The sequence below is a fragment of the Marinagarivorans sp. genome (assembly GCF_982758155.1).
In genome coordinates, this window is record NZ_CEXWTU010000031.1 from 1 (window position 1) to 22,473 (window position 22,473).

Below are 22,473 nucleotides of genomic sequence, written 5' to 3' on the forward strand. Positions count from 1 at the left end.
TATGCGTTGTTTAAATGAGCATATCGCACGACTCGCAAACGCGGAGGATAAATGCTCTGGCCGTTTTTGGGAGGGCCGCTTTAAAAGCCAAGCGTTGCTAGACAAGCAAGCGATTATCACGTGCATGGCGTATGTCGATTTAAACCCTGTGCGCGCCGGCATGGCAGCGCTGCCAGAAACCAGTGATTTTACGGCTATTCAGCAACGTATTCAGTTTTTGAATAAGCCCGCCAAAAAATCTGAAGTTAAAAAGCCCATTCGGTTAGCCAAGTTCTGTCAGCCACCTAAAAAGAATCACCTTCCCACCGCTGACACTGTGCATCAAGATCAGCGCACTACAGGTGTTATCCCCTTTTATTGGCTTGATTACCTCGAATTAATTGATTGGAGTGGACGGGCAATATTGCCGAACAAAAAAGGCGCTATCGCAATGGAAGAGCCTAAAATATTGCAGCGTTTGAATATTAATTGCGATGATTGGCTAGTGAATATGCCGCGTATTGAAAAAGACTTCCATCACTGTATTGGTCGCGGTGATGCCATAAAACCCTGCGCCGAGAAATTAGAGCAATGTTGGGTTAAGGGCCTCGGTGCTGCTCGCCGATTATTTGGCCGATAGTCTATTATTTCACAGCCTAAAACTGATAAAGCACCCTCTCTTTAGTCTGCCTTAGTCGCTACGTTGGCTGTACTGCGTTTTCGGCGCTTCTATTTTTCTTCAAAATACGTTCTTGTTAAGGGCCTTCATTTATTTTTCGATAGCCTGAGCTTTGGACAATTGTTATGGATGTCCTGCAAACTCTTTGTTTGATACTGGTAAAGCTTGAAGTTTCTGGTGTATCAGCCATACACGCGCGAACAGGGTTAAGGTCAACGTAAGCCATTACGCTTAAAACAGCCTCGCCGGTTAGCAGTGCCTGGGATTTGCAATTTGACGAGTGCCTGTCCTCGATTTTTTGTTAACTGGGCACCCTCAAAGCCGAATACATACCATGTTATCATAATGTGATACTTACGTGATAAACCTGTGACATCCACTCGCTAACATGTGTATGGCTGTTATCAACAACACGATTTGATCCGTAAATCGCGGATGGTAATGGCTAATCATAGCGACAAGAAAATAATATTTTATCCACCACTGCTTGACTCGACGCCCTTACCTTTGTTACTTAAAGTGTTGCATGCCTCGGTAACTATCCCTCGGCATTATACACCCCTTTAAATGCCTCGATAAGAAAGCCGAATTCCCTGCCTAACTGGACAAAATATTAAAGCCTCGTCCTTAATTATCATAATTAAAAGGTATCTCATGATTTTTTTATCTAAGAAAAAATTATTGGCTGGACTTGTACTTGCAGGAATTACAGTCTCATCACTTCCAGTTCACGCCCAAATGTCTGATGTAACCATTGAGCGTGGTGCAATTGCTTATCCATCATTTCTTGATGGCATCTTCACCTTGCGGGCTTTCGAAGGTGAGCGTTCGGTTTTCTACCCTAACGATTCGCTTACCAACTTAACGTTTGAGCAAATTAACACACAAACTTCTCGTTTTGACCTTGCAATGGAGCTATATAATAGTTACAGCAACCTACCGGTGTACCCCCAATACATAGAGGGTTCGGCAGCCAGTAATGTGAAATTAGAACTCAATAAAGGTAGTGTTGCCTTACTTCCTCCTGGTGCCCCGCTTGGCTCGGGAGGTCAGGCTGCTGGGCTGGGATTAAATGCCAAGGCCGAGATATTCTATAGCAATGGTACCCAGGCGGCGATTGACCTCTTCCCTACTGATGCCCGTTCGTGGGAGATTGGCTACTATGAATTGGGTCGAGCGGGGCAAGTTGGTTTTAAAGACTATTTTGAAATTGAAGGCCGTGGTGATATCAATCAGGATATTGGCTCGTCCTTTCCCCGCCTTGTCACCTTTGCCACCTTGGCCGACCTAGGTATCAACCACGCAACTACAGAGTTCGAAAACTTTTGGCGTGATCGTCGGGGCCAAAATCCCTATATCATGAAGCGCGAAATTGACTTCATGTATCTTTTTCAGGGCGCTGGCATAAATTATTTAAATTATTATGATGTGAGTGGCGGTCATCTTCAGTTTGACTTTGACGGTGATGGTTCTTTTGATCGTCGGGGCGAAACCGTTCGTCGCGATGATGTCCAAGCCACGGCATTTTACTTTTTAAGAGAACAATATGGCCATGAGTTTATGGTGGAGTTCTTTAAATTTGCCTCAGAAAATAACGATACTCGAGCTGCCACTACACCTTTTGAGGCTGCCTGTAATATTATCCTGGCGGCCAATGCTGCACTCGAGCGCACAACCGGTCAACCTCGGGGCTTGAATGTGGCTGGTCAATATCTGGAGAATGAATTTAGGCTACCCGCCAACTGCCCCAATGAATTCAACTTGGCCAACACAGGAAGTGTGGTAAAGGGAAATATCAACACTATTTCTTGGAATATCGATAACCCTCTGCCCAATACCCTTGCGTCTGTGTACATTAACTTGGGGAACGGTGACGGCTTTGAATTACGAGAGAGATTTAATCTTGATGAATCCACATTCGACTACCTTATCCCAACCGATGCAACCCAGTTTGAGCTGTTTATTGGATTACATCAATCAGGGGCCAGCATTTTCTATGATACCATCAGAGAAAATTACGATTTTGCTTCACCAAGTATTGATATCACGGCCAACGATATTCGTTTAGATCCTGCCAACAATCATCCGATTGATGAAATGCTGCAAATGGAATTAAACTGGGAAATCAATGCGGTTCCGGCAGACTCAGAAATTCAAGTGTTTATAAATTATGCCGACGACAATCAAGGCTGGCTACTTTTAGCTAGACCGGATATTCGAGACAGCTCAATCTCCGTTGCAGTACCCCTTGACTCAGCGGCCAACATCTTTTTGGGTGTCGTAAACAGTGGAGCGTTTATTGCCTCCAATTCCATCAACAATCTCGAAATAGCATTTTAAGGTATCCTTGTTAAAAGCAGAGTGCCAACAACCAATGGCGCTCTTCTTTTAGAATAAAAAGTATTTGAAAATCAGAAGATGAAATCGGGGTGAATCCCTAACAGGACGCTCAATACCCGACAAAATTAAAAATGCAGAAGGACCTATTGATTTACGTATTACCCCGCTAGAGTCATCGTAGAAACTGGGCCGATAAGAGTGAAGATAATAATAACCTCAGCATAAGAACCTGGGGCTATATTTTGGTGTAAGGGTGGCCGCTGTTAGTGCCGTAAGTTTGAACTTAAGACAAGACTACAGGACAGTCTTGTCTTTGGGATATTAGGGGGCATTCGTTTTGTAACTCCTCGAAAGCTACACCCATAAAATTCAAGCTTTAACTGACTCAACCCTAACGTTGCATTAGGTTTTTAGTTCAGGAGCTTTTAGAATGGTATTTATAGCTTTGAACGGAGATTTTTTGGAATTGATACTAGTCACTCTAGGTGAGATCCAGAAAAGTTGAGTACGAGGCTAGAAATTCTGCTATAGAAGCAGCGAAGCGATACTGGGCCAAAAGTTAATGCAACGTTAGGGGCAAGTATCCCCAACTTAAATACGGTGAAAAATCACCCCAATCATATACCAGTCATTTCTCCGTGGGGTCAACAAGAAACGCATTGAGCCTCAACTCCAACTGTTTATAACTGTCTTTCAATACTTCATAAGTGCTATGAATTAAGCCCATGTCATTTTCTTGAGCTGCCAGTTCCATGTCGCCAGCAATAGACATAAGATGCATTGCTCCTAAATTACCTGATACGCCTTTTATTCCATGAGCCAAAAATCCAACACCACTTATATCCTCTCTAGCAATCGCTTCATTAATCTCGCCTATTTGTCTTGGCATATCTTCAATAAGGCAGCCAATTAAACGGATCATTCTTTCTGTTTTGCGAATTCGAGCCCTAAAGGAAGCCTCGTCCCATACTTCAATATTTGGGAGATTCTCTATTTTTGTGTTACCAGTATTATTGTGCTTCAAAGACGAATCTAAAGAATCTATTATTTCTTTGGGCATCCACTTTTGTAACATTTTTCCTAGTCGGTCAAAATCAATAGGTTTGCTTAAATAATCCGACATCCCCGCCTCAAGACACTTCCTTTTATCACCCTTCATTGCATTCGCAGTCATAGCAATAATCGGTACATCCTTCCACTCATCGCCACAATCACCTTTTCTGATCATCCTAGTTGTAGCATAACCGTCCAAATCTGGCATTTGGCAATCCATAAATATCAAACGATAAGGAGAGCCATTTGATGCAGAAGCCCTAAAGTTATCAAGTGCTTCCAGACCATTAAGCGCGGTATCGACAATCAAGCCAAAATCCTCTAGCAGCCCCGAAGCAACTTCCAAATTTATTTGATTATCATCTACCAATAAAACTCTCTCACCGCTTATTAGACCATCCTTGAAGCTAACGCCGACATAAACATTACTACCCTCGACATCCTTAATAATTGTTTTATTCTTTATATCTACAAGTGACTTTTTCAACCCACCTACGATGACGGGTTTTGAAAGTCTATGGGTAATTCGTAAGTGCTGAATGGGTATTTCATTTATCAATATGCTTTGCGGTGTCATCAAAACCAAACCTACTTCATTCAACTTAGCATCAGCCCTCAGGGCACTAATTAAGTCCATTGCACTCATGTCTGGCATAAACCAGTCAATAAAAACAGCATCAAATAATGGACTATTCTCTTCCGCTAATACCGTTATTACTTCCTTGCCACACGCAACCTGTCTTACCGTTACCCCCCATGCACTCAATTGTTCTGCGATAACTTTTTGACTCACAGTACTATTTTCAACGATTAAGATATTTAGCCCTGCATACTCTCCCAATGGTGAAGCATCATTAACTCCTTTTCCCTCTTCAAGCTCCAACTGGAAGCTAAAACAACTGCCTTTCCCCAGTTCACTCTCAACCAACAAGTCTCCACCCATCATCTGAGTTAAACGCTTTGCTATTGTAAGGCCAAGGCCTGTACCTCCATATTTTCGCGTCGTGGATGCATCTGCCTGTGTAAACGACTCAAATAATGTAGGTAGCTTATCTTGCGGGATACCTATGCCGGAGTCTTGAACCTCGCAGCTAATAATTTGCGTACCGTCATCATTAGCCACTGTTTTAACATGAACAATAACTTCACCCTTTGGGGTAAATTTTATTGCATTCCCAACCAAATTTGTAAGGATTTGCCGTACTCGGCCCGCATCTCCAACAACAAATGAATTGCTGACTTCACGCGTATCCAAAATTAGATCTACACCGCTTTCTTCAGCTCGGTATGCAATAGATTCAATACAGTTGCCGAATAGCTGTATCAAATTAAACTCTATCAGCTCAAGTTCAAACTTACCGGCTTCTACTTTTGAAAAATCAAGAATGTCATTAATCAATGATAATAATGACTCTGCACTGGCACCAATTATGTTAGCTTTATATTGTTGATCTTCATTCAAATCCGTTCTTTGCAATAATTTAAGCATTCCGAGAATGCCATTCATGGGCGTTCGAATCTCATGACTCATACTGGCTAAAAATGTGGACTTAGCTTCTGTTGCCAGTTCAGCTCTCTCTTTTGACGCTTCTAGCTCTTGGGTATGCTTAGCGATCCCCTTGATAAGAGCATTGTAACTATTCGTCAAAATACCAAGCTCATCGGAACTTTGGTAAAGAATTGCATTCGGCATAGTATTTGGAAGCTGAGTTTGAATAGCGTGATTAATCGATTTTAAAGGGTTGAGCAGTATTCTCCTTTGAATCCAGTAAACCGATATAATCATAACTAGAATTCCGGAGAAAAATAGTACAAGTAATAACGTAAGATCCCCCCTCAATAGTGACAATGCGTGAGTTTGGTTGTACACCAAAAATACGATGTATTTTCTTGCACGATTTATCTCAGGGTTAATTAAGTCCACATGAGTTAACTGGTAATAGATATTATTTTTACTGACACTTGACTTAGTTACAGGCTTATTCAGTAAACTTTCATAAATTTCAAATGTCTCTTCAGTTAGTGAATCACTCGCCAACTGCCCAAAGTTTTCATGCGCATTATCTGCGACAATAATGCCGTTTTTCTCTTCAATAAGGGTCAGCCGAACCACATTACTCTCTAGAGCTAAAGCACTTAATACTCTGCGAGCATTCTCTTTCTCTGCATCAGCCTCAATAGCAATAACAAGGGTATTAGAAATGTAGCGGCCCTCGGTAATAGCTTCTCGATAGCTAATCTTTTTTGATAAAAACATAAAAGACAATAAAAAAGAAACAAAAATAAGCGAGCCTATCGCAATGATAGGTAACGTCAACTTCACCGAGAGGGATGAGCCCAAAACAGTGGACTTTTCTATGTGCTTAACCACGCTTAGCTTACTCCTGCTTCACGGTGACTACTTCCCGCCATAAATAATATTTGGAAAGTGCTCACAGTCGGCTTGAATGGAGTTCATATGGACAAGAGTTTCACAAACAGAAATCACAGACTCTTGAAGCTTTTCTGGTGTTTTAAACAGTCTGATCTGGTCTTCATAATCAAGAATTTTAAGATCAGATAAGGTGCCTACAAAATCTTCTTCTGAAATACCCTCCCTTGTCGACATAATTTTCACTGCTTCCGCTGTATTTGATGCATAATAATCCAGCGACATTTGCCATGCTTTTTGCAACTTCTCTACAAAATGAGGGTTACGATTCAACACTTCGACAGAGATGGAGATTGTATCAATTATTTCGTTGGGGATTTCAGCGCTAGAAAATACCTTGTGATAATCTTCGTTTTTTAATAATTCAATAGAAACCGGCGGGTATGATACAAACGCATCTATATCATTATTATTCATCGCCTTGACTCCTCGCATCTGCTCAGTATTGACGATGTTGACATCCTTAAGACTTAGCCCAGATTTAGCCAAGGCTCTTTCCAAGATGAAAATCCCAAGAGACGTCACTTCACAGCCTATCGTCTTTCCTTTTAAGCCCTTCATTTCTGTAACTTCTTTCCGGCTAACGATCACATCACCGCCATCCGAATAGTCCGGAACCAAGACGACTTTCAAGGGTTTCCGTCCTTTCACTTCAGCCTGTACAGCCTCAATCAACGTACTGGCCAAGCCGTCAGCACTGCCATTCACATAAGCTCTTTGCGCATCAGCAAGGGACCCCAACTGAATAAGCTTAATATCCAATCCGACTGTACTAAAAAATCCCTTTTTTTCGGCTAAAAATAAAAATTCATATCCAGGCCATGGGTTAATCGCTATTTTAACTGGTTCGACATTTTTTTGACTACAGGATAAAGAAATGGCTATAGCGATAACAACTAACAATTTTTTGACCATGATATATGCCTTTTATTCTCTCAATATACGCCCATTACTTTCTGAGTATAGCCGCATAAATTCAAAGTCAAACGGGGTTGATTTTGAATAGTATTGCTCTTAAGCAGGTAGTTAAGCGGTAACAGGCAAGTGAGGTGCGTTAATTCATATTTCGCGATCGACGTGGCGCTTTATCCCCTCTTATTGGCGCGATCACCTCGAATTGATTGGACTGGGCAGTTCATTAGCATCCATGGAATCACTGCATTAGTGATTCCATTAGCGTCGCGGGGCAATAGTGCCGAATAAGACAGGCTATATCGCAATGGCCGAGCCTAAAATATTGCAGCGATTGGACTTTGATTGCGATGACTGGCTGAACCATATGCCGCGTATCGAAAAGGACTTTCATCACTGCATTGGTCGCAGCAATGCCATAAAATCCTGCGCCGAAAAATTAGAGCAATGTTGGGTCAAGGGCCTTGGTGCTGCTCGCCGATTATTTGGCTGTCAGTCTATTATTTCACACTCTAAAACTGATAAAATACCCTCCCTTTAGGTCGCCTTAGTCGCTACGTTGATTATAATGCGTTTGCGGCGCTTCTATTTTTCTACAAAGCACGCTCTTGTTAAGGGCCTTTATTTATTTTTCGATAGCTTGTGCTACAGGGATAATAGTTATGGATGCCCCTTATCCATTCAGCTCATAACCAAGCCAGCAGGACTTATGCAAAGCAAGAGGCAGAACAAAATTGAATTTTATTTAAGTGTTATTATTTATTTTTTTAGTAGCTTCCAATTATGCGCTTAGTCAATCCGAGTTTTCATTACCTCGCACAGAAGTTGTAGAGATTGTCGACTCTAAAACTAAACGGACTTATGAGTTACATATACAGCATCCCAGGTACTTCTCGAAGAAGCATAAATATCCTGTTGTTTACATGACGGACTCTCTTTATACGTTTCCTATTGTTACAGGTGCGGCTCGTTATCCAATAAATTTTAGGAAGATGGAAGATCTCATGTTTGTAGGAATCTCTTGGCAGAAGGGGCACCCTGCCGGGTTGAGTCGCCAACGGGATTATACGCCAACACCTAGCTCACCGGGCTTCAAAGATCCATCAGGTAAAGCACGCGATCATTTGGATTTTATTCGCAACGATGTTTTTAAGTACATTGAAGAAAAATTTGTCACTGACCCAACCAGAAGAACTTATATTGGGAACTCGTTTGGTGGGCTGTTCGGAGCATATATTTTACAAAATTCTCCAGAAACATTTAGAAACTACATCCTAGGTAGCCCATCTATGTGGTGGGATAACGATTACATGATGCAACAAAAATTCGATATCGACCCAAATTATGAAGGAGCTGTATTTATATCGGTGGGTGCCCAGGAAACTAAGAACTCGAAAAGCACTAAGGCTGATATGGTTTTAGGTGCTAGAACACTTCATTCTCTCCTGATGAAAAACAAGCCGTCCACTATGGATATAGAATTGAGGGTGGCTCCAAATGCTAATCACGAAACAGCATTTCCTACAACAGCCATTCAGGGGTTGTGGTGGTTGTTTGAGGTGAGGGAGTAGTACATGCATAACCAAGCTATCACAATTTGACGAGTGCCTGTCCTCGATTATACCTTTTGGCTGGCCCTCACGGCGATAGTGCTAGGGGCTTACTAGGTGAGAATGCTAAGATAATTTGGGCTTGTGATGCAGAGTCACATTTCGAAGCAATGCAAAAGTATTACACCTATATGACCTGGGGTGAATATAAATCTGATTTCCCTGATCAAGACAAAGAAACATATATTTGTCGTGGCTGGAACTAATTGCACTTAGCAAATACAGCCTATCGGAACGCCTTTCTCAGGAAGCTTAACTCAGTATTATGAATACTCGCCATGAATGAACTCAGCTCAAGCGTCGCCAGAATGGCAGTTGTTCATCCTTTAGCCCTTGGTGGGCTTCAATATAGTTTACTTATTGGTGAATTCGGGTTTGCGTTCATTTCCATATTGATATTGGGATTTAGCATATTTATAATCTGGGACGATATTACAAAGGTATCGCGCAGAAACAGAGTCCGTAGATATATTGTAGCCTTTATCGCAGACTGGTTTTTTGCTGTGCTAATGTGGCTTGTTAGCCCCGAATTCATTTTTTTAAAATTTGTCACTTTTATTTTTGTCGCAATTTATTACTTACATATGAATTTCGACGAAACTTCTGATGATGGCGAGACTGCTTAATCAATTAAAGCCTAGATAGGCATGGCTTAGCGTTGTTGGAATAGATTTTCTGTCAAGCGGTTATAGTCCGAAAATACTGAACACCCAAAAAATCGATGCACTGCCTTCAGAGATCAAAAAACGTATATTGATAATGTGCAGAAAAAACTTAGATATGGACCCTAGCCTGATATTGGAGATGGCGATAACTAGTAGTTTAGGTATAGTCGTAGACAGATCGGTCCAGATATAGGCATATTCTTAAATGTGACCATAAGCGTGAATGTAATATTACCTGTAATCCAAACTGGAGATTTTGTGCGAAATAGAAGTTGGAAATTGGAAGATGCACAGAAAATATCTGTTGAGTTTCCGTATACGTTTCATAAACCTTCAAAGGAAGTTGTATCTCTACTTAAAGCGGGAAATCAGGCTAAACTAATTTTTCAATTTGAATCAGATGCTCCTGAAGTTCCAAGTGCTGAAAGAATGTGGGTAGCAATTACTGAAGTTAAGAATGGTATATATTCAGGTTACTTGGATAATGATCCGGCAAATATAGTGGACCTCAAACACAAAGACATAATTGAATTTCGTGAGTGTCATATAATCGATACCGACTTAGATGATCCAGTAGTATCAATAACAGATAAATACATTAAGCGTTGCTTTGTAACGAATAATATTCTTTATGAAGCTCGACCGGTTGGCTATTTGTATCGAGAGGAGCCCGACCACGATGACGATAGTGGGTGGAGATTTACCGCAGGTGATGAAACTGACGAATATATGGAAGACACAAATAATTCGTCTTATGTTTCACTTGGTGCAGTATTGCGAGAAGATGATAGCTACCTCTCCCTACTGGAGCGAGAGGCAGGGGTTGCTTTCGCAAGAGATGATGAAGGTAACTTCGTTGAACTTGATGATTAAAAAAGATAACCAAAGACAAATAATGCAGGACAGACATCCTTAAAAATAACCGTGAGCTTAATAGTCGAATACGCTGTTCGATCGACGTACAGGGATGTATTAATACTGGGAGCGCAGGAGCAGACGAGCAGTGCAGTCACTCCGGTACTCGTAGTTTTTGTCGTTAACCTTGTCAAAGCCACACACAAAACTCCGCCTAACACAACGGCTTCTAATATTGTAGCAAGCGGTATCGTCTATTGATACCAATTGGCTACGCGGTTCAGTCATGGTTGCTTATCCAGTTCTTTATGAATTAAGACTAGATAATGTTGGCTGAGGAGTCAAATAGCGGATTGTTTTAGGTTTGGAGTTCTTTACGCCCTACATAACAATTTGACGAGAGCCTGTCCTCGTTTATTCCAACGAGCCTGAGGGAGATGACTCGAATGTTGGCTGGGCTGGGTGGTTTTCTTTGTCGCAAAGGTGATGGAGAGCCAGGTGTTAAAACAGTGTGGCGAGGTTACAAGAAACTATTAAATTATATTGAAGCCGCTGATGCTCTCAGGGTATAAGGATATATATAAAACAGAGTGGCGGCGTTATACTTCTCTACAATATTAACCCAGATGGAAGGTTTTATGAAAAAAATACTTATAGCTACCTCTTTACTTTTTTTTTCCAGTGCTGCTCAGTGTCAATATGATAGATATTGGTTCGAATACAGTGCCGGGTTTTATTTTGGAGACACTTTTAAAGTAAAGATTAGAGAAGAGCATAAAGGGTGGGCATTGATATACTCAAGATACGATGAAGGGGGGGCTTTTGGCACTACGAATTTAAGCAGAGAAACATTTGAACCAATTAATGCTAACTTCAACGTTTATGGAATATCTAGGTTTGCTTCTGCACCTTTTAACTGGGGCTATGCTGATGTAGGAATAGGTGTTGGTTATGGGGATGGTACTTGGTCTGTAAATTGTGAATACTATAAGGGAGGCTTTTTTGGGGATAGCGACATATGCGATATGAAAGATACTTCAACCTTTGGCATTCCCCTTCATGCATCAGCTGCAATAGGTAAATATGCAGGTGTTGGAGTCAATTTTGATATGTTTATATCTTTAGAGTTAGATACATTTTTTCAGCTTGGCTTAGTGGTGCCTATTGGGTTATTTACTAAATAAAGCATATATCGGATAAGAGCTAGTTTCAAAATAATGCAGGACAGGCATCCTTAAAAATAACCACACCTAAATATATTAGAAAAACTAGAACGCCCCTACTTTAAAGAAACTTCTCGCCCATAGATCCAAAACACACAACAACCCCAAAGTTAATGCATTGTGGTTATTTATTGACGCAGGAGTAATGGTTTTATTGCCGCAGAATTACAATTGAAGTCGCTCGTGCTAAGCGGCGCGCTTTTTCCTACGCTTCTTAGCGAATAAAGCGACGTGAAGGGATTCACTAATGCAGCGTGAGCAGGATGCTCAAGAGCTGTCCGTCCAGTCCAATTTGACGAGTGCCTATCCTCAATTATTCGCGAATATTGCCCCCCCCCCAAAAAACCCGACGCGCGGCCAATTTGACGAGTGCCTGTCCTCGATTATTGTCACAGGTTTTTTATGAAAGGTTTTTCTGGTTCTTTTCCTTGACTGCATTGAACGCTAGCTATACTTAAGTCAGCCGAAGGCGGTAGTACGCTACACATCAATGTACGCGCTTAACCCGACATTGCCTGAATGCTATATATGCGCTCGCCAAAGGCCATCCAGCTTGGTTTTTTGCTCAGCAAACATCCCTGATTCACATACCGGAAGATAACGAGCCTCCATTAATGCGTAATTCATGCAAAAAAGCCTTATATACCCTACTTACAGCTTCATGCTTAAGCCTTTGCTCTATAAACCAGTCTTACGCCTTAAGCGCTCAACCAGCGCAAGCTCAAACAGCAATCACTGCCGCCAACCCTAGCGCCAGTAAGAGTGAGCCGAAGAGTGCCCCCCTTCATATTGAAGACACTAATTTTCGCTTTCGCATACTCCAAGACGCCAAGCTGGATATGGTGGGTGGGCAATGGCGCACCATTGAAGGTCAATTTGGCTTTATCTGGTTTGCAGGCTCGGGCGGAATTGCGCGCTACGATGGCTATAACATAAAGGTTTACCGGCACGACCCGAAAGACCCGCAAAGCTTAAGTGGTAATTATGTCAGCGACCTAGAGCTCGATAATAGGGGGAATTTATGGGTGGCAACACGCTGGGGGCTCAACCGCTATGACTACGCCAGCGATACATTTGAACGTTTTGAGCATGATCCAAACGACGACAATACGGTCGCTCACAGCTATGTCTGGAATGTTATGGCAGATAGCCGAGGCGACTTGTGGTTGGGAACCAATGGGGGGCTAGACCACTTTTCGCCTAAAAGCGGTCAGTTTACACACTACAAACACGATACCACCAACACAAATAGCCTAGCAGCGAATAGCGTCTGGACAATATTTGAAGATAAACAAGGCATTATCTGGATAGGTACCGAAAAAAACGGCCTCAATAGTTTCGACCAACAAACGAATACATTCACACATTACCCGTCCATTGCGCAAGACCCTACAACACTTAGTCACTTTTCTGTCTTAGCAATTTATGAGGATAATCAGGATAGATTATGGGTAGGTACCAACGACGGGCTTAATCGGCTAAACCGTAAAACAGGCAAGTTTAAACGCTATAGCAATGACCCGAGCAACCCAAAAAGTATTAGCGGGAATATCGTTCGCGGAATACTACAAGATCAAAAAGGTCGTTTGTGGTTCGCGACAGATGGCGCTGGCGTTAGTGTGTATAACGCCAGCAGTGATGATTTCAAACAATATATACACAGTGAAAGTAGTACAAACGGACTGTTAAATAATAAAACGCGATCGATATATGAAGACTCCAGCGGCGGCTTATGGATAGGTCACTTCCCCGCCGGTATCTCTGTGCTTGATCAATACGCAACAGCATTTAGTAACTATCAGCATAATCCGGTAGACCCAAACAGCCTTGGTAACAGCGACGTACTATCCGCAAGAGAAGACAAAAGCGGCAATCTATGGATTGGGACAGAGCAAGGCCTTAATTACCTTAATAGGCGTACAGGTAAAATAACCCGTTACAACCACGACCCCGAAGACCCCACAAGCTTACAGGCCAACCCCGTGCTGTACGTCTGGGAAGACAGCAAAGCCAATATTTGGGTCGGAACATGGGGCGGCGGAATGAGCCGCTTTGAAAGTGAAACGGGCACATTCAAACGCTACCCAGCCCTTAACGCAAAAGAAGCGCGTACATTCTTTGAGGATAGCAGCGGCTACCTTTGGGTTGGCACAGAAAACGGCATTAGCCGCTACGACGCCAAAAACAACCGATTCAAACACTACACACACAACCCCGATGACAACACCACCCTATTACAACTTGGCGTAAATGCCATTTTCGAGGACAGCAATCAGAAATTTTGGGTCGGCAGCGATACAGGCTTCACCCTCATGGACAGAGCAGCAGGGACATTACCCGCTACACCCACAACCCTGATCACCCGACAGGCATTGGCCCAGGCTACATTACCTCTATTACTGAGGACAGCGCCGGGTACCTGTGGTTAGGAATGGGCGCAGACGGTGTTAATCGGCTGAATCGAAAGACTATGGAGTTTCGCGTATTTCGGTCCGAACATGGGCTCGCAGACGACATTACTGGCGGCGTGGTTGAAGACAGAAACGGAGATTTATGGATCAGTACGGGTAGTGGATTGTCCCGCTTTAATCAAAAGGACGAAAAATTTATCAGTAACTACACTATTGAACATGGCCTGCCAGGTAATTTATACAAGCGCCCAGCCGCCCTCCTTTCATCACAAGGAGAGCTTGTTTTCGGTAGCACCAAAGGCCTGACAATATTCAACCCCGATAACATTGCAGAAAACACGACCATTCCGCCCGTCGTGATTACAGACTTTCAAATATTCTATAAGCCCGTCGAGCTTGGCGCCAAAGGGTCTCCGCTGAAAGAAAAAATTACGCTAACCAAAGAGCTAACCCTGACACATAAGCAATCTGTCTTTTCTTTTGATTTTGTTTCCTTAAACTACAATATGCCAGAAAAAAATCAGTACTCTTACAAGCTGGAAGGCTTTGACGAAGAGTGGGTTTTTGGCGATGCTCGACGCACAGCTAGCTATACAAACCTAGATGCCGGCGACTACGTCTTTCGCGTGCGAGGCTCTAACAATGAGGGCCTATGGAACAATGAAGGCACCCAAGTAAATATACAGATACTGCCCCCTTGGTGGAAAACATGGTGGGCATACACACTATATACACTAACGGTGATAGGCATCATCCTGAAGTTTGTACACTCACAGCAACAAAAACGCCGAGCCGTTGAAGAGCAAAATAGAATACTGGAAGTTAAAGTATCCGAGCGCACAGGTGAACTACAGAAAAAAAATAACGACATCCAAGACATGCTCAGCAACATGCGCCAAGGTTTATTTACCATCGAAACCGACGGCACTATTCATCCCGAATATTCAACTCACTTAGAAAGTATTTTCGAAAAAGATAACCTTGCCGGACAAGACGCCTACGCCCTACTCTTTGCCGGCGCACAAGTCGGCAGCAATGAACTCGACCAAGTAAAAGAGGGTATTAATGCGATTATTGGTGAAGATGAAATGAATTTCACCATGAACAGTCACGTTCTCATTAGTGACTACGAGACGAAAATTTCCGACAATTCAAAAAGCTTATCCTTAGATTGGAACGCCATTGTTGACGCCGATGATATTGTACAAAAACTGATGGTCTCTGTACGCGACGTCACTTTACTCAAACAAATGGAAAATGAAGCCGCCAGTAAAAAAAGAGAGTTAGACATTGTTAGTCAATTGCTTAACCTACCCGCTGCAAAGTATCTAAAATTCATTAGCGCAACCATCGACTTCTTAAATGATAACGAAGCACTCATTAAAGCCAACACAACCATGGAGGACAATGTTGTCTCCGAATTATTTAGAAACATGCACACAATCAAAGGTAACTGCCGAACTTACGGCCTTACTCACTTTAGCGATGTTGTTCACGAAGTAGAAACACTGTACAGCGGATTAAAAAATGGGGATGCCCAATGGAACCAAGAAGCCCTACTCTGCGATATTGCCGTGGTTCGTGAGATCCTGGCCGAATACGAGCATATATACACATCAGTATTAGGCCGACAACCACCAGAAAATTCTCGAGACGGGAGTGGGTTTTGGATAAATGAAGACACTGTTCAACGCATGAACAAAAACATCGAACAAGTCATAGTAGACACCCCGTCGGAAGTTCATCAACAATCGTTAAATGATATAAAAAGAGTACTAGAGCAAGGAATTTCATCCACTCTTGAAGAAGCTTTAAAAGATGTTGTGGATTCACTGCCATCCATAGCAGAACAGCTCGACAAAGAAGCACCCATCGTAAATACAAACGGCTATGGCATACGCATTAAAAACGAGCACCTAGAAACCATTAACAACGTTTTTGCACATCTATTACGCAATTGCTTAGACCACGGTATTGAAACAGCTGCACAGCGGATAGAAAAAGGGAAGCCAGCCGCCGGCACAATTAAAGTGATCAGCCGAAATGAAAACCAAAAAATATTCTTTATGGTTGAAGATGACGGTAAAGGTTTGAACATACAACGCCTCTATGCCATTGGCGTAAAGCAAGAGCGCTGGAAAGTCGGCGACACGATAGCCACACGCACTATCTGCGATATGATTTTCGAATCGGGCGTATCTACAAAAGAAACTGTTAGCGACATATCTGGGCGCGGTGTGGGCATGGACGCGGTTAGAGCCTTTATTCGAAAACTCGGCGGTGATGTATATATCGAACCTACAGGGGATCAAGCAGCAGAAATAGAAGCGGGCAATGTAGAATTTGCATCAGTAAAATTCATTATTGAATTACCCGAGGCCATTGGTTTAACATCCGCAGCCTAACAGTAGGGTAATATTAAATCATCCATACACAGATGTCGGTTTTCTCACAATGGAATTTAAATAGAAAGGCATGAAAATAAAAAAGACAGGACATTCAAAACACGACGCGCGGGCGTAGATCTGGATATTAATTTATCAGTGTGTAGTGCGGCGATGCAGGTATAAACCTCTGGGGTGCACTGTGAATACTTCTCGGCAATTGCTCCTCGACATTATGTCCCGATAACTGCTCCTGCATGACTCTAATAACGTATATCCCGATATGGATGCAATGTCTAATAAGGTGCTCCTGCCTCTATGCACTGCTCTAACATTTGCTTCCCTTCAAAAACTTGTAAGCTCTGCTTAAACATCCTATTTATGACAGCCCCACAAATTCATGCCCCCCTAGCCTGATATAGAAGATGCCTATATTAAGTAGTTTAGGTATAGTTGTAGATAGGCCGGCCTACAACTAGGAACATCCCTACATGTGGCCATTAGCGTGAATCGAATGTTAGAGCACAATTTGGGTTAAGCATGTTTGGAATATTTAAAAGTAAACCGATTCTATCAAAAGAAGATACGGACTTTCAGGTAGCTACTTTTAAATGGCTATTAACGCATTTTGGAGGAGATGACTTCTATGTGGATGCAAAGCTTGTTCTTCCAACGAGGGAGTTCTTTCCGTCAAAAGTAGAAAACGCAGGCGAGGCCGCTCGTGAGACTTTTCTGGCTGTAAAAAAGTATGCTGGAATGGAGGAGTGGGCTTGCATTCTTGAGGCTCAAGAAGACGATATTGACACGAAATTAACACCTAATTTAACGGTCCAAAATGTTCCTCACAACCCTCTTGGGACATTTCAGGCGAAGGAAAATGAAGAAATAGTTATTACCTACAACCCATCGATCGCGGCCAATCCGACACAGTTGGTCGCTACTTTAGCTCATGAACTTTCTCATTATTTAACCGCCACCTCCCCTACAGAGCCTCCCGGAGGCTGGGAAAACTGGGAGTTTGCTACTGATATTACTGCTACTTTCCTTGGTTTTGGTATATTCATGTCTAATTCGGCATTTAGTTTCCGGCAATTTACCGAGGTTGACTCTCAAGGATGGGCATTTAATCGTAGCGGTTATCTTTCAGAAGCTGAGCACATTTATTCACTAGCTATTTTTCTACTATTAAAAGGTGATGGACTCGAAACAGCAATAATTCACTTGAAACCAAATTTAAGAAAAATGTTAAAAAAGTGCATCAAAGAGTTATCGGCGACCGAGTATATAAACGAGCTCAGAGCCGTAGAATATCTTGCACCCACTCATAAAAATTAAAGCGGTGCCTCCGCTTAAGGCGTTAGGCAATAAAATGGATTCTGAGCATATTCCTGATAGAAACAAAAGTCCTTATGGTTGGTGGGTCGCGACAATTATCGAGAGATTTCAATTTGATGATGAGGATCTCGATAATATACGTAGGCGCTGTCGCGCCTTTACAAATGTTGTGATTTTAAAAGCCGATGATAGAGAACAAGCTTATCGCAAGACCATTGAGTATGGTAAGTCTGGCATCGAGAATAAGAGCGATTGGTCAAACGGTAAAGGCCGTAAAGGGCGCTGGATTTTTGAGGGGCTTAGTAGTCTCATTCCCATTTATGATGAGCTTGATCCTGATGGTACTGAAATATTATTTGATGATGATAATGGCATAACAGTTGGAAGAGTTAAGTCTTGGGTTCGTAAAAAGGAAGACCTTGAGGTGTTTAATGACACCGAATAAAATGTCTAACCAGTGTAGTCATCCGACACAAATTGCAAGATACAATCATGAGCTCTGATCGAGATACAAAAAAGGCACTTCGTTGGGATGCAGGCCTTAGAACTACTAAACCAAAGATTAAGACAAGTGGCGGTGTGTACTCAATGTCTTATGCATGCCTTTCATGTAAAACTGCACATAAGCGTCATGTTGAAGGAAGCCCTTTAGACTATCCAATGAAAATGGATTGTCCAATATGTAAGGGAGTTACTTATAACTTAGGTAGGCACTTCAAAGCGCCGAAAAAATCTGACGATGCTCAATGGAAAAAGGTAGCTTTCCTTATTGAGCATGGCTTCTTGTTTCAAAAGATTAGAGTTTCTCCAAACAGCTATGAATCAGTGCCATATCCAAAAACATTAGATGAGGCAAAGAAGTTTGTTGTTAAATATAAAGACCGAGTAGTGAACCATGCATTTTAAAAACGCAGTCTATCCGATCGCCCACAACTGCAGAGTCATATGCAACCAATATGAAATTTAGTGTCGAAGATTTCAATGTTCTCAGTTACACTCTTAAAAAGAATTTTATGTCTTATGAGCAAGCCATTGCATGGGCGTATTCTCAATATACTGATGAGGGTATTGACTCTTTTATTGAGAAATTATCGTTAGCATCAGATTCGGCGCAAATGATAGAATTGATTAGTAATACTTATCAGGTGTACGGTGAACCAAGTAACGAATTTTTAGCTGGGGAGGCTGCAAAGGAATATTCAGAAGATAAGCTTTCTTTGTATTCCGCAATATCTCGTATTCTATTTGATCTTGATTTAGAATTACCTGAACACGAGCGGCAAGAACTATACATAGCAGAAGACTATTTTGGCTGGCATGATTCTGCTGAATCTCGAGCTATAGTGCATGCGATGCCGTTGTTTGATAAACATAGGCCCGCATATGAACACGCTGTTGCAAAGTTCAGCATATAAAAAATGCTTGCGGACTGACAGCCAAAACCTCCGTGTATTTGTGTTACAGGCTGCGCTAAAATATTAATACAAAAACACTCCAGTTTCGGCGAAATTGAAGCTGTCTTAGCTAAAAGACAGGCTCAAACTTATAATACTCAAAAGTCGGCACTTCAAAATTGTCATGCGGAACACCGCATAAATTTGTCGAGCCAACAACCAGTGCGATGGTCATAATAATAAGGTGATTACACGGTTGCACGATGGCATAAGCTAATGGCGAATGATCGGCATATCGCTTCCAGCGAAAAATAATATACACATGAAAAATGATGGATATTAAAAATACTGCAAACGAAGCCCAAGCAAACCCAACCCCGCTCAGGCAGAACACACAGGGAATAACCCCACACAATATTGCAACGCAACATAATATGGCAGGGGTTAAATAGATAAACTTTGAAGCCTTGCCTACATCCTTACTCATTAGCACCCTTAGGGGCGTGCATGAAATAACTTCCCGTTTTTGAATTTCTGGATGCACGCTTGCCTTCGTTAAAAATATTTGCAATAGCCGGCTATTACGCCATATTTTCGCCTCGCCAAGCAAGCACCCACACACCCAAACTCCAGCAACTTATTCCGTGCACACCCCTTACTGAGATAAATTGGCCGATAGAAATTTACTTCAACAAGCCTACATCAACCGCCTCTTCAAGCTTCCCTTTCAAAACATCCCAAACAGCCGCACTGCCTTTTGCAATACGACTATTCAAGTCGAAGACTTTTTCTTTGGGCACGTTGCTGTCTTTCCAGCTGTGGCCTTCACCCTGTAAATTGTGTAGTAACGGGGGGATGCGATCTATCGCGCGGGCGTAGCGTGAATCGGCGGTTTCGCCTAACTCAAACTCTTGCCATAGCGCCAAGTATTCATCGCCCTGCCCAGTGGGTAACATGTCTAACACACGCTTAACGCCGGCTTCTTCTTTGGCTTTATTATCAGCGGTTTCAGACGCATAAATAATAGTATCGCCCGCATCAATCTCACCAAGGTCATGAATCAGTAACATGAGAATGACGCGGTCTATATTAATAGCCTCGACGGCAAACTCTTTTAAGGGGCGAGGCAATAATAGTTTGTCCAATTAGACGAGGGTTCCTACTTTCTCAGCAAGGCGCTCGAAGGGGCGCATGCCGGGGCATGTAACGCTTTGAGCAACGCTGCTGAGGAGGCAGGAGGCAAGTATTATTGGATAAAGTATTTTTTCCTCGGCCCTAACATTAACGCAGATAAACACACATGCCAGCTGTGCTCTGCAGAGTTTTCATAACGCTGTAATCCACAAGGCCGCGTTTTACGCAGTACACCTTTGAGCTTTTCTATTTCTACAATGAAGCTTAAAACGCTTTCAATTTTTTCCACGGGTACCTCGCAGGTAGAGTGAGTGTCTTGCAAGCGTACAGGCATACGTGGCATAGAGGCAAGCCTGCAAGTACAGCTGTTACACTCGCTACACCCGCGCACAAAAAAGGGCGTGTTTCTCAACACGCCCTTTTCAGTTAGCTTGCAACGAATAACTACACTTTAGCATCATCGCAAAAGACGATGAGTTGTGCGCTATCACTTAAATAATCGATGCGCCCTATACTAACGTTTTTAACCTTAACACCCAAGCGCGACTCTAAATCTTGAATAAGCTCGGCGCGGTGCTGTGGTGCAATGAGCTTTACTTTGTCGTAGGTCATACGGTATTCGGTAACCCGTGGTGATATTAACTGTGATTCGCCCAGTGCGGCCAGAGCATTTACAAGCGTGACTAAAACCGCAAGTTCCCAATGCAGTAAATTGGCTACCGAGCACATTAGTGCCATGGCAATTACAATAAACAGGTACGTCATATCGCGGATGCTGATGGCTTCTGTTCGGTAACGCAACATAGCGAATACGGCAAACAAGCCAAAAGCAAAACCCATGGATAACTCAATACCGTGTAATAGGTAGGTTACGATGAATACGCCATTAGCAAACAAAAAGAAGCTAAACACCGATTCGCGGTTAGGCGAAATACGGAAGTAAATAACGCGTAATAGAAAAATACAAGCGGCCAGCAATAGGCCATAACGGAATAGGAAATCTAAGCTAAGCATGTGAGTACATCTTTCTCTTGTTGAGGAATTTGAATATGGCGAGCGTTCTTTTTGAAGCGATTAGTTTTGATTGTCTCCGAATCTAACGTCATCACTAAGCCCATACAGTATTTGCTAAACCCTCTTGGCCTCAGGTTTAATTGGCGCAGCACATCAAAAGCCACTGAGTTACGTGTTAACTTTGCCTGCTTTAGTTCGAGTATGGCAAAGTCACCTAAGGCGACTTGCCCCAACTGCGAACCCGATGTGTTTTCTAAATTGATATCGATGGTTAAACGTTCTGCACGCTCTTCGCTGGCTAGCGCTATGCGTTGGTAACGGTTGACCAGCTTCACTTCAAGGTTATGGCATTGCGGTACGCTTAGTTCACGTAAAAAATCTTGATGCCGATTTATATCGAACGCGCCCTCTTCTTTTATAGCCATTCTATTTTTAGCGGTACGTTTTTTGTTATTTTTGAATTTAACTTCAAGAAAACTCGTTTGTGTATCGACATACTCCCTAAACCTCACTTTAAAGCGATTTAGGCGTCCACGATGATGCTGGTGATAAAAATAGTAGTCGGATGTATCGAAATAAGTGCTCTCGTATTGAGACAAACGCTTGCCATCAATTTCTAGCACAGAGAAGTGAGGCCTTAATAGTGCAAGCAGTTCTGGTAATACTGCCGTGGGAACCACAAATTTTGTATCAATACGATTCATTAACTGCGCACGCTTTAAATCGTTAAGGCCGTGCGTACTGTATTTTTCTATTTCGGTTACAAAAGGCTGCTGATTGAATATTGGGTTAAAAGCTAAAGCTGTCATAACAATCCAGTTTAAGTCGTTTTTACTACTTTTATGTTCACGCTTCTAAAACGATGGCACCAGTACAATAAGGTGTGAATATCTTATCTATTTCTACTGCTAAAATATTTCACCCGAGAGAAGGATACTTATTTACCCTTAAACACCGCCATTTTTAATTTTAAAAAAATGATCGATTGGGGCTACCCCGTGAATGTTGCTCGAGTATAGATTTTTAGCCCACTCAATAATGGATTAAGATGCGG

Annotated in this window: 19 protein-coding genes and 2 pseudogenes; 13 read left to right on the forward strand and 8 right to left on the reverse strand. The window is 42.3% G+C overall.

All coding sequences use genetic code 11. The annotated features are described in order from the left end of the window. On the forward strand, nucleotides 1–619 hold a 619-nt coding region (locus tag AC3A8L_RS05770), incomplete at its 5' end, for a transposase (protein WP_487961284.1). 178 nt (nucleotides 620–797) lie between these two features. Here the strand turns inward: AC3A8L_RS05770 and AC3A8L_RS05775 are convergent. Beyond that, nucleotides 798–935, reverse strand: a pseudogene (locus tag AC3A8L_RS05775) (transposase); the annotation flags it as partial. 377 nt (nucleotides 936–1,312) lie between these two features. On the opposite strand from AC3A8L_RS05775, the gene AC3A8L_RS05780 reads away from it, so the two are divergent. After that, nucleotides 1,313–2,998 (forward strand): hypothetical protein, encoded by a 1,686-nt coding sequence (locus AC3A8L_RS05780; protein WP_487961285.1) that lies wholly within the window; start codon nucleotides 1,313–1,315, stop codon nucleotides 2,996–2,998. A 628-nt stretch (nucleotides 2,999–3,626) separates the two neighbouring features. Here AC3A8L_RS05780 and AC3A8L_RS05785 read toward each other — a convergent pair. Both AC3A8L_RS05785 and AC3A8L_RS05790 read right to left on the reverse strand, forming a co-directional pair. Continuing rightward, nucleotides 3,627–6,374: a hybrid sensor histidine kinase/response regulator gene (locus AC3A8L_RS05785; RefSeq protein ID WP_487961286.1), complete on the reverse strand. Its 2,748-nt coding sequence runs from the start codon at nucleotides 6,372–6,374 to the stop codon at nucleotides 3,627–3,629. A gap of 75 nt (nucleotides 6,375–6,449) precedes the next feature. Continuing rightward, complete coding sequence (locus AC3A8L_RS05790) at nucleotides 6,450–7,397, reverse strand: ABC transporter substrate-binding protein (RefSeq protein ID WP_487961287.1); 948 nt, start codon at nucleotides 7,395–7,397, stop codon at nucleotides 6,450–6,452. Between the two features lie 277 nt (nucleotides 7,398–7,674). Between AC3A8L_RS05790 and AC3A8L_RS05795 the strand changes: the two genes are divergently transcribed. The 11 genes and pseudogenes from AC3A8L_RS05795 (at nucleotide 7,675) to AC3A8L_RS05845 (ending at nucleotide 19,292) form a co-directional block, all read left to right on the forward strand. Then, complete coding sequence (locus tag AC3A8L_RS05795; protein WP_487961288.1) at nucleotides 7,675–7,935, forward strand: hypothetical protein; 261 nt, start codon at nucleotides 7,675–7,677, stop codon at nucleotides 7,933–7,935. A 208-nt stretch (nucleotides 7,936–8,143) separates the two neighbouring features. After that, entirely contained in the window at nucleotides 8,144–8,965 is an 822-nt protein-coding gene (locus AC3A8L_RS05800) for an alpha/beta hydrolase (RefSeq protein WP_487961289.1), read from the forward strand. 923 nt (nucleotides 8,966–9,888) lie between these two features. Then, nucleotides 9,889–10,542 carry an immunity protein Imm33 domain-containing protein gene (locus AC3A8L_RS05805; protein WP_487961290.1) on the forward strand — a complete coding sequence of 218 codons (654 nt, stop codon included), beginning with the start codon at nucleotides 9,889–9,891 and terminating at the stop codon, nucleotides 10,540–10,542. A gap of 401 nt (nucleotides 10,543–10,943) precedes the next feature. Continuing rightward, nucleotides 10,944–11,096: pseudogene (locus AC3A8L_RS05810) on the forward strand (IS4 family transposase); the annotation flags it as partial. A gap of 66 nt (nucleotides 11,097–11,162) precedes the next feature. Further along, on the forward strand, nucleotides 11,163–11,708 hold the full coding sequence (locus AC3A8L_RS05815) for a hypothetical protein (protein WP_487961291.1): 546 nt from the start codon (nucleotides 11,163–11,165) through the stop codon (nucleotides 11,706–11,708). A 653-nt stretch (nucleotides 11,709–12,361) separates the two neighbouring features. Then, nucleotides 12,362–14,176, forward strand: a complete 1,815-nt coding sequence (locus AC3A8L_RS05820; RefSeq protein ID WP_487961292.1) for a ligand-binding sensor domain-containing protein — start codon at nucleotides 12,362–12,364, stop codon at nucleotides 14,174–14,176. After that, complete coding sequence (locus AC3A8L_RS05825) at nucleotides 14,143–16,563, forward strand: triple tyrosine motif-containing protein (protein WP_487961307.1); 2,421 nt, start codon at nucleotides 14,143–14,145, stop codon at nucleotides 16,561–16,563. The genes AC3A8L_RS05820 and AC3A8L_RS05825 overlap by 34 nt, the downstream gene beginning before the upstream one ends. Nucleotides 16,564–17,082: 519 nt before the next feature. Continuing rightward, entirely contained in the window at nucleotides 17,083–17,877 is a 795-nt protein-coding gene (locus tag AC3A8L_RS05830; RefSeq protein ID WP_487961293.1) for a hypothetical protein, read from the forward strand. Between the two features lie 34 nt (nucleotides 17,878–17,911). Further along, nucleotides 17,912–18,322, forward strand: coding sequence for a DUF4288 domain-containing protein (locus tag AC3A8L_RS05835; RefSeq protein WP_487961294.1), 411 nt, complete (start codon nucleotides 17,912–17,914; stop codon nucleotides 18,320–18,322). Nucleotides 18,323–18,369: 47 nt separating this feature from the next. After that, the gene (locus AC3A8L_RS05840) at nucleotides 18,370–18,783 is read left to right on the forward strand and encodes a hypothetical protein (RefSeq protein WP_487961295.1); all 414 of its coding nucleotides are present in this window, start codon (nucleotides 18,370–18,372) and stop codon (nucleotides 18,781–18,783) included. A gap of 50 nt (nucleotides 18,784–18,833) precedes the next feature. After that, nucleotides 18,834–19,292: a hypothetical protein gene (locus tag AC3A8L_RS05845; protein WP_487961296.1), complete on the forward strand. Its 459-nt coding sequence runs from the start codon at nucleotides 18,834–18,836 to the stop codon at nucleotides 19,290–19,292. Nucleotides 19,293–19,401: 109 nt separating this feature from the next. Here AC3A8L_RS05845 and AC3A8L_RS05850 read toward each other — a convergent pair whose 3' ends face one another. The 5 genes from AC3A8L_RS05850 to AC3A8L_RS05870 form a co-directional block, all read right to left on the reverse strand. After that, nucleotides 19,402–19,758, reverse strand: a complete 357-nt coding sequence (locus AC3A8L_RS05850) for a hypothetical protein (RefSeq protein ID WP_487961297.1) — start codon at nucleotides 19,756–19,758, stop codon at nucleotides 19,402–19,404. 196 nt (nucleotides 19,759–19,954) lie between these two features. Then, nucleotides 19,955–20,416, reverse strand: a complete 462-nt coding sequence (locus AC3A8L_RS05855; RefSeq protein ID WP_487961298.1) for an HD domain-containing protein — start codon at nucleotides 20,414–20,416, stop codon at nucleotides 19,955–19,957. Nucleotides 20,417–20,517: 101 nt separating this feature from the next. Beyond that, a complete protein-coding gene (locus tag AC3A8L_RS05860) occupies nucleotides 20,518–20,748 on the reverse strand; it encodes an HD domain-containing protein (RefSeq protein ID WP_487961299.1) in 231 nt (76 codons plus the stop codon). 101 nt (nucleotides 20,749–20,849) lie between these two features. Continuing rightward, nucleotides 20,850–21,419 carry a DUF4956 domain-containing protein gene (locus tag AC3A8L_RS05865; RefSeq protein WP_487961300.1) on the reverse strand — a complete coding sequence of 190 codons (570 nt, stop codon included), beginning with the start codon at nucleotides 21,417–21,419 and terminating at the stop codon, nucleotides 20,850–20,852. Further along, nucleotides 21,407–22,228 (reverse strand): polyphosphate polymerase domain-containing protein, encoded by an 822-nt coding sequence (locus tag AC3A8L_RS05870; protein ID WP_487961301.1) that lies wholly within the window; start codon nucleotides 22,226–22,228, stop codon nucleotides 21,407–21,409. The genes AC3A8L_RS05865 and AC3A8L_RS05870 overlap by 13 nt, the downstream gene beginning before the upstream one ends. Nucleotides 22,229–22,473 lie beyond the last annotated feature (245 nt).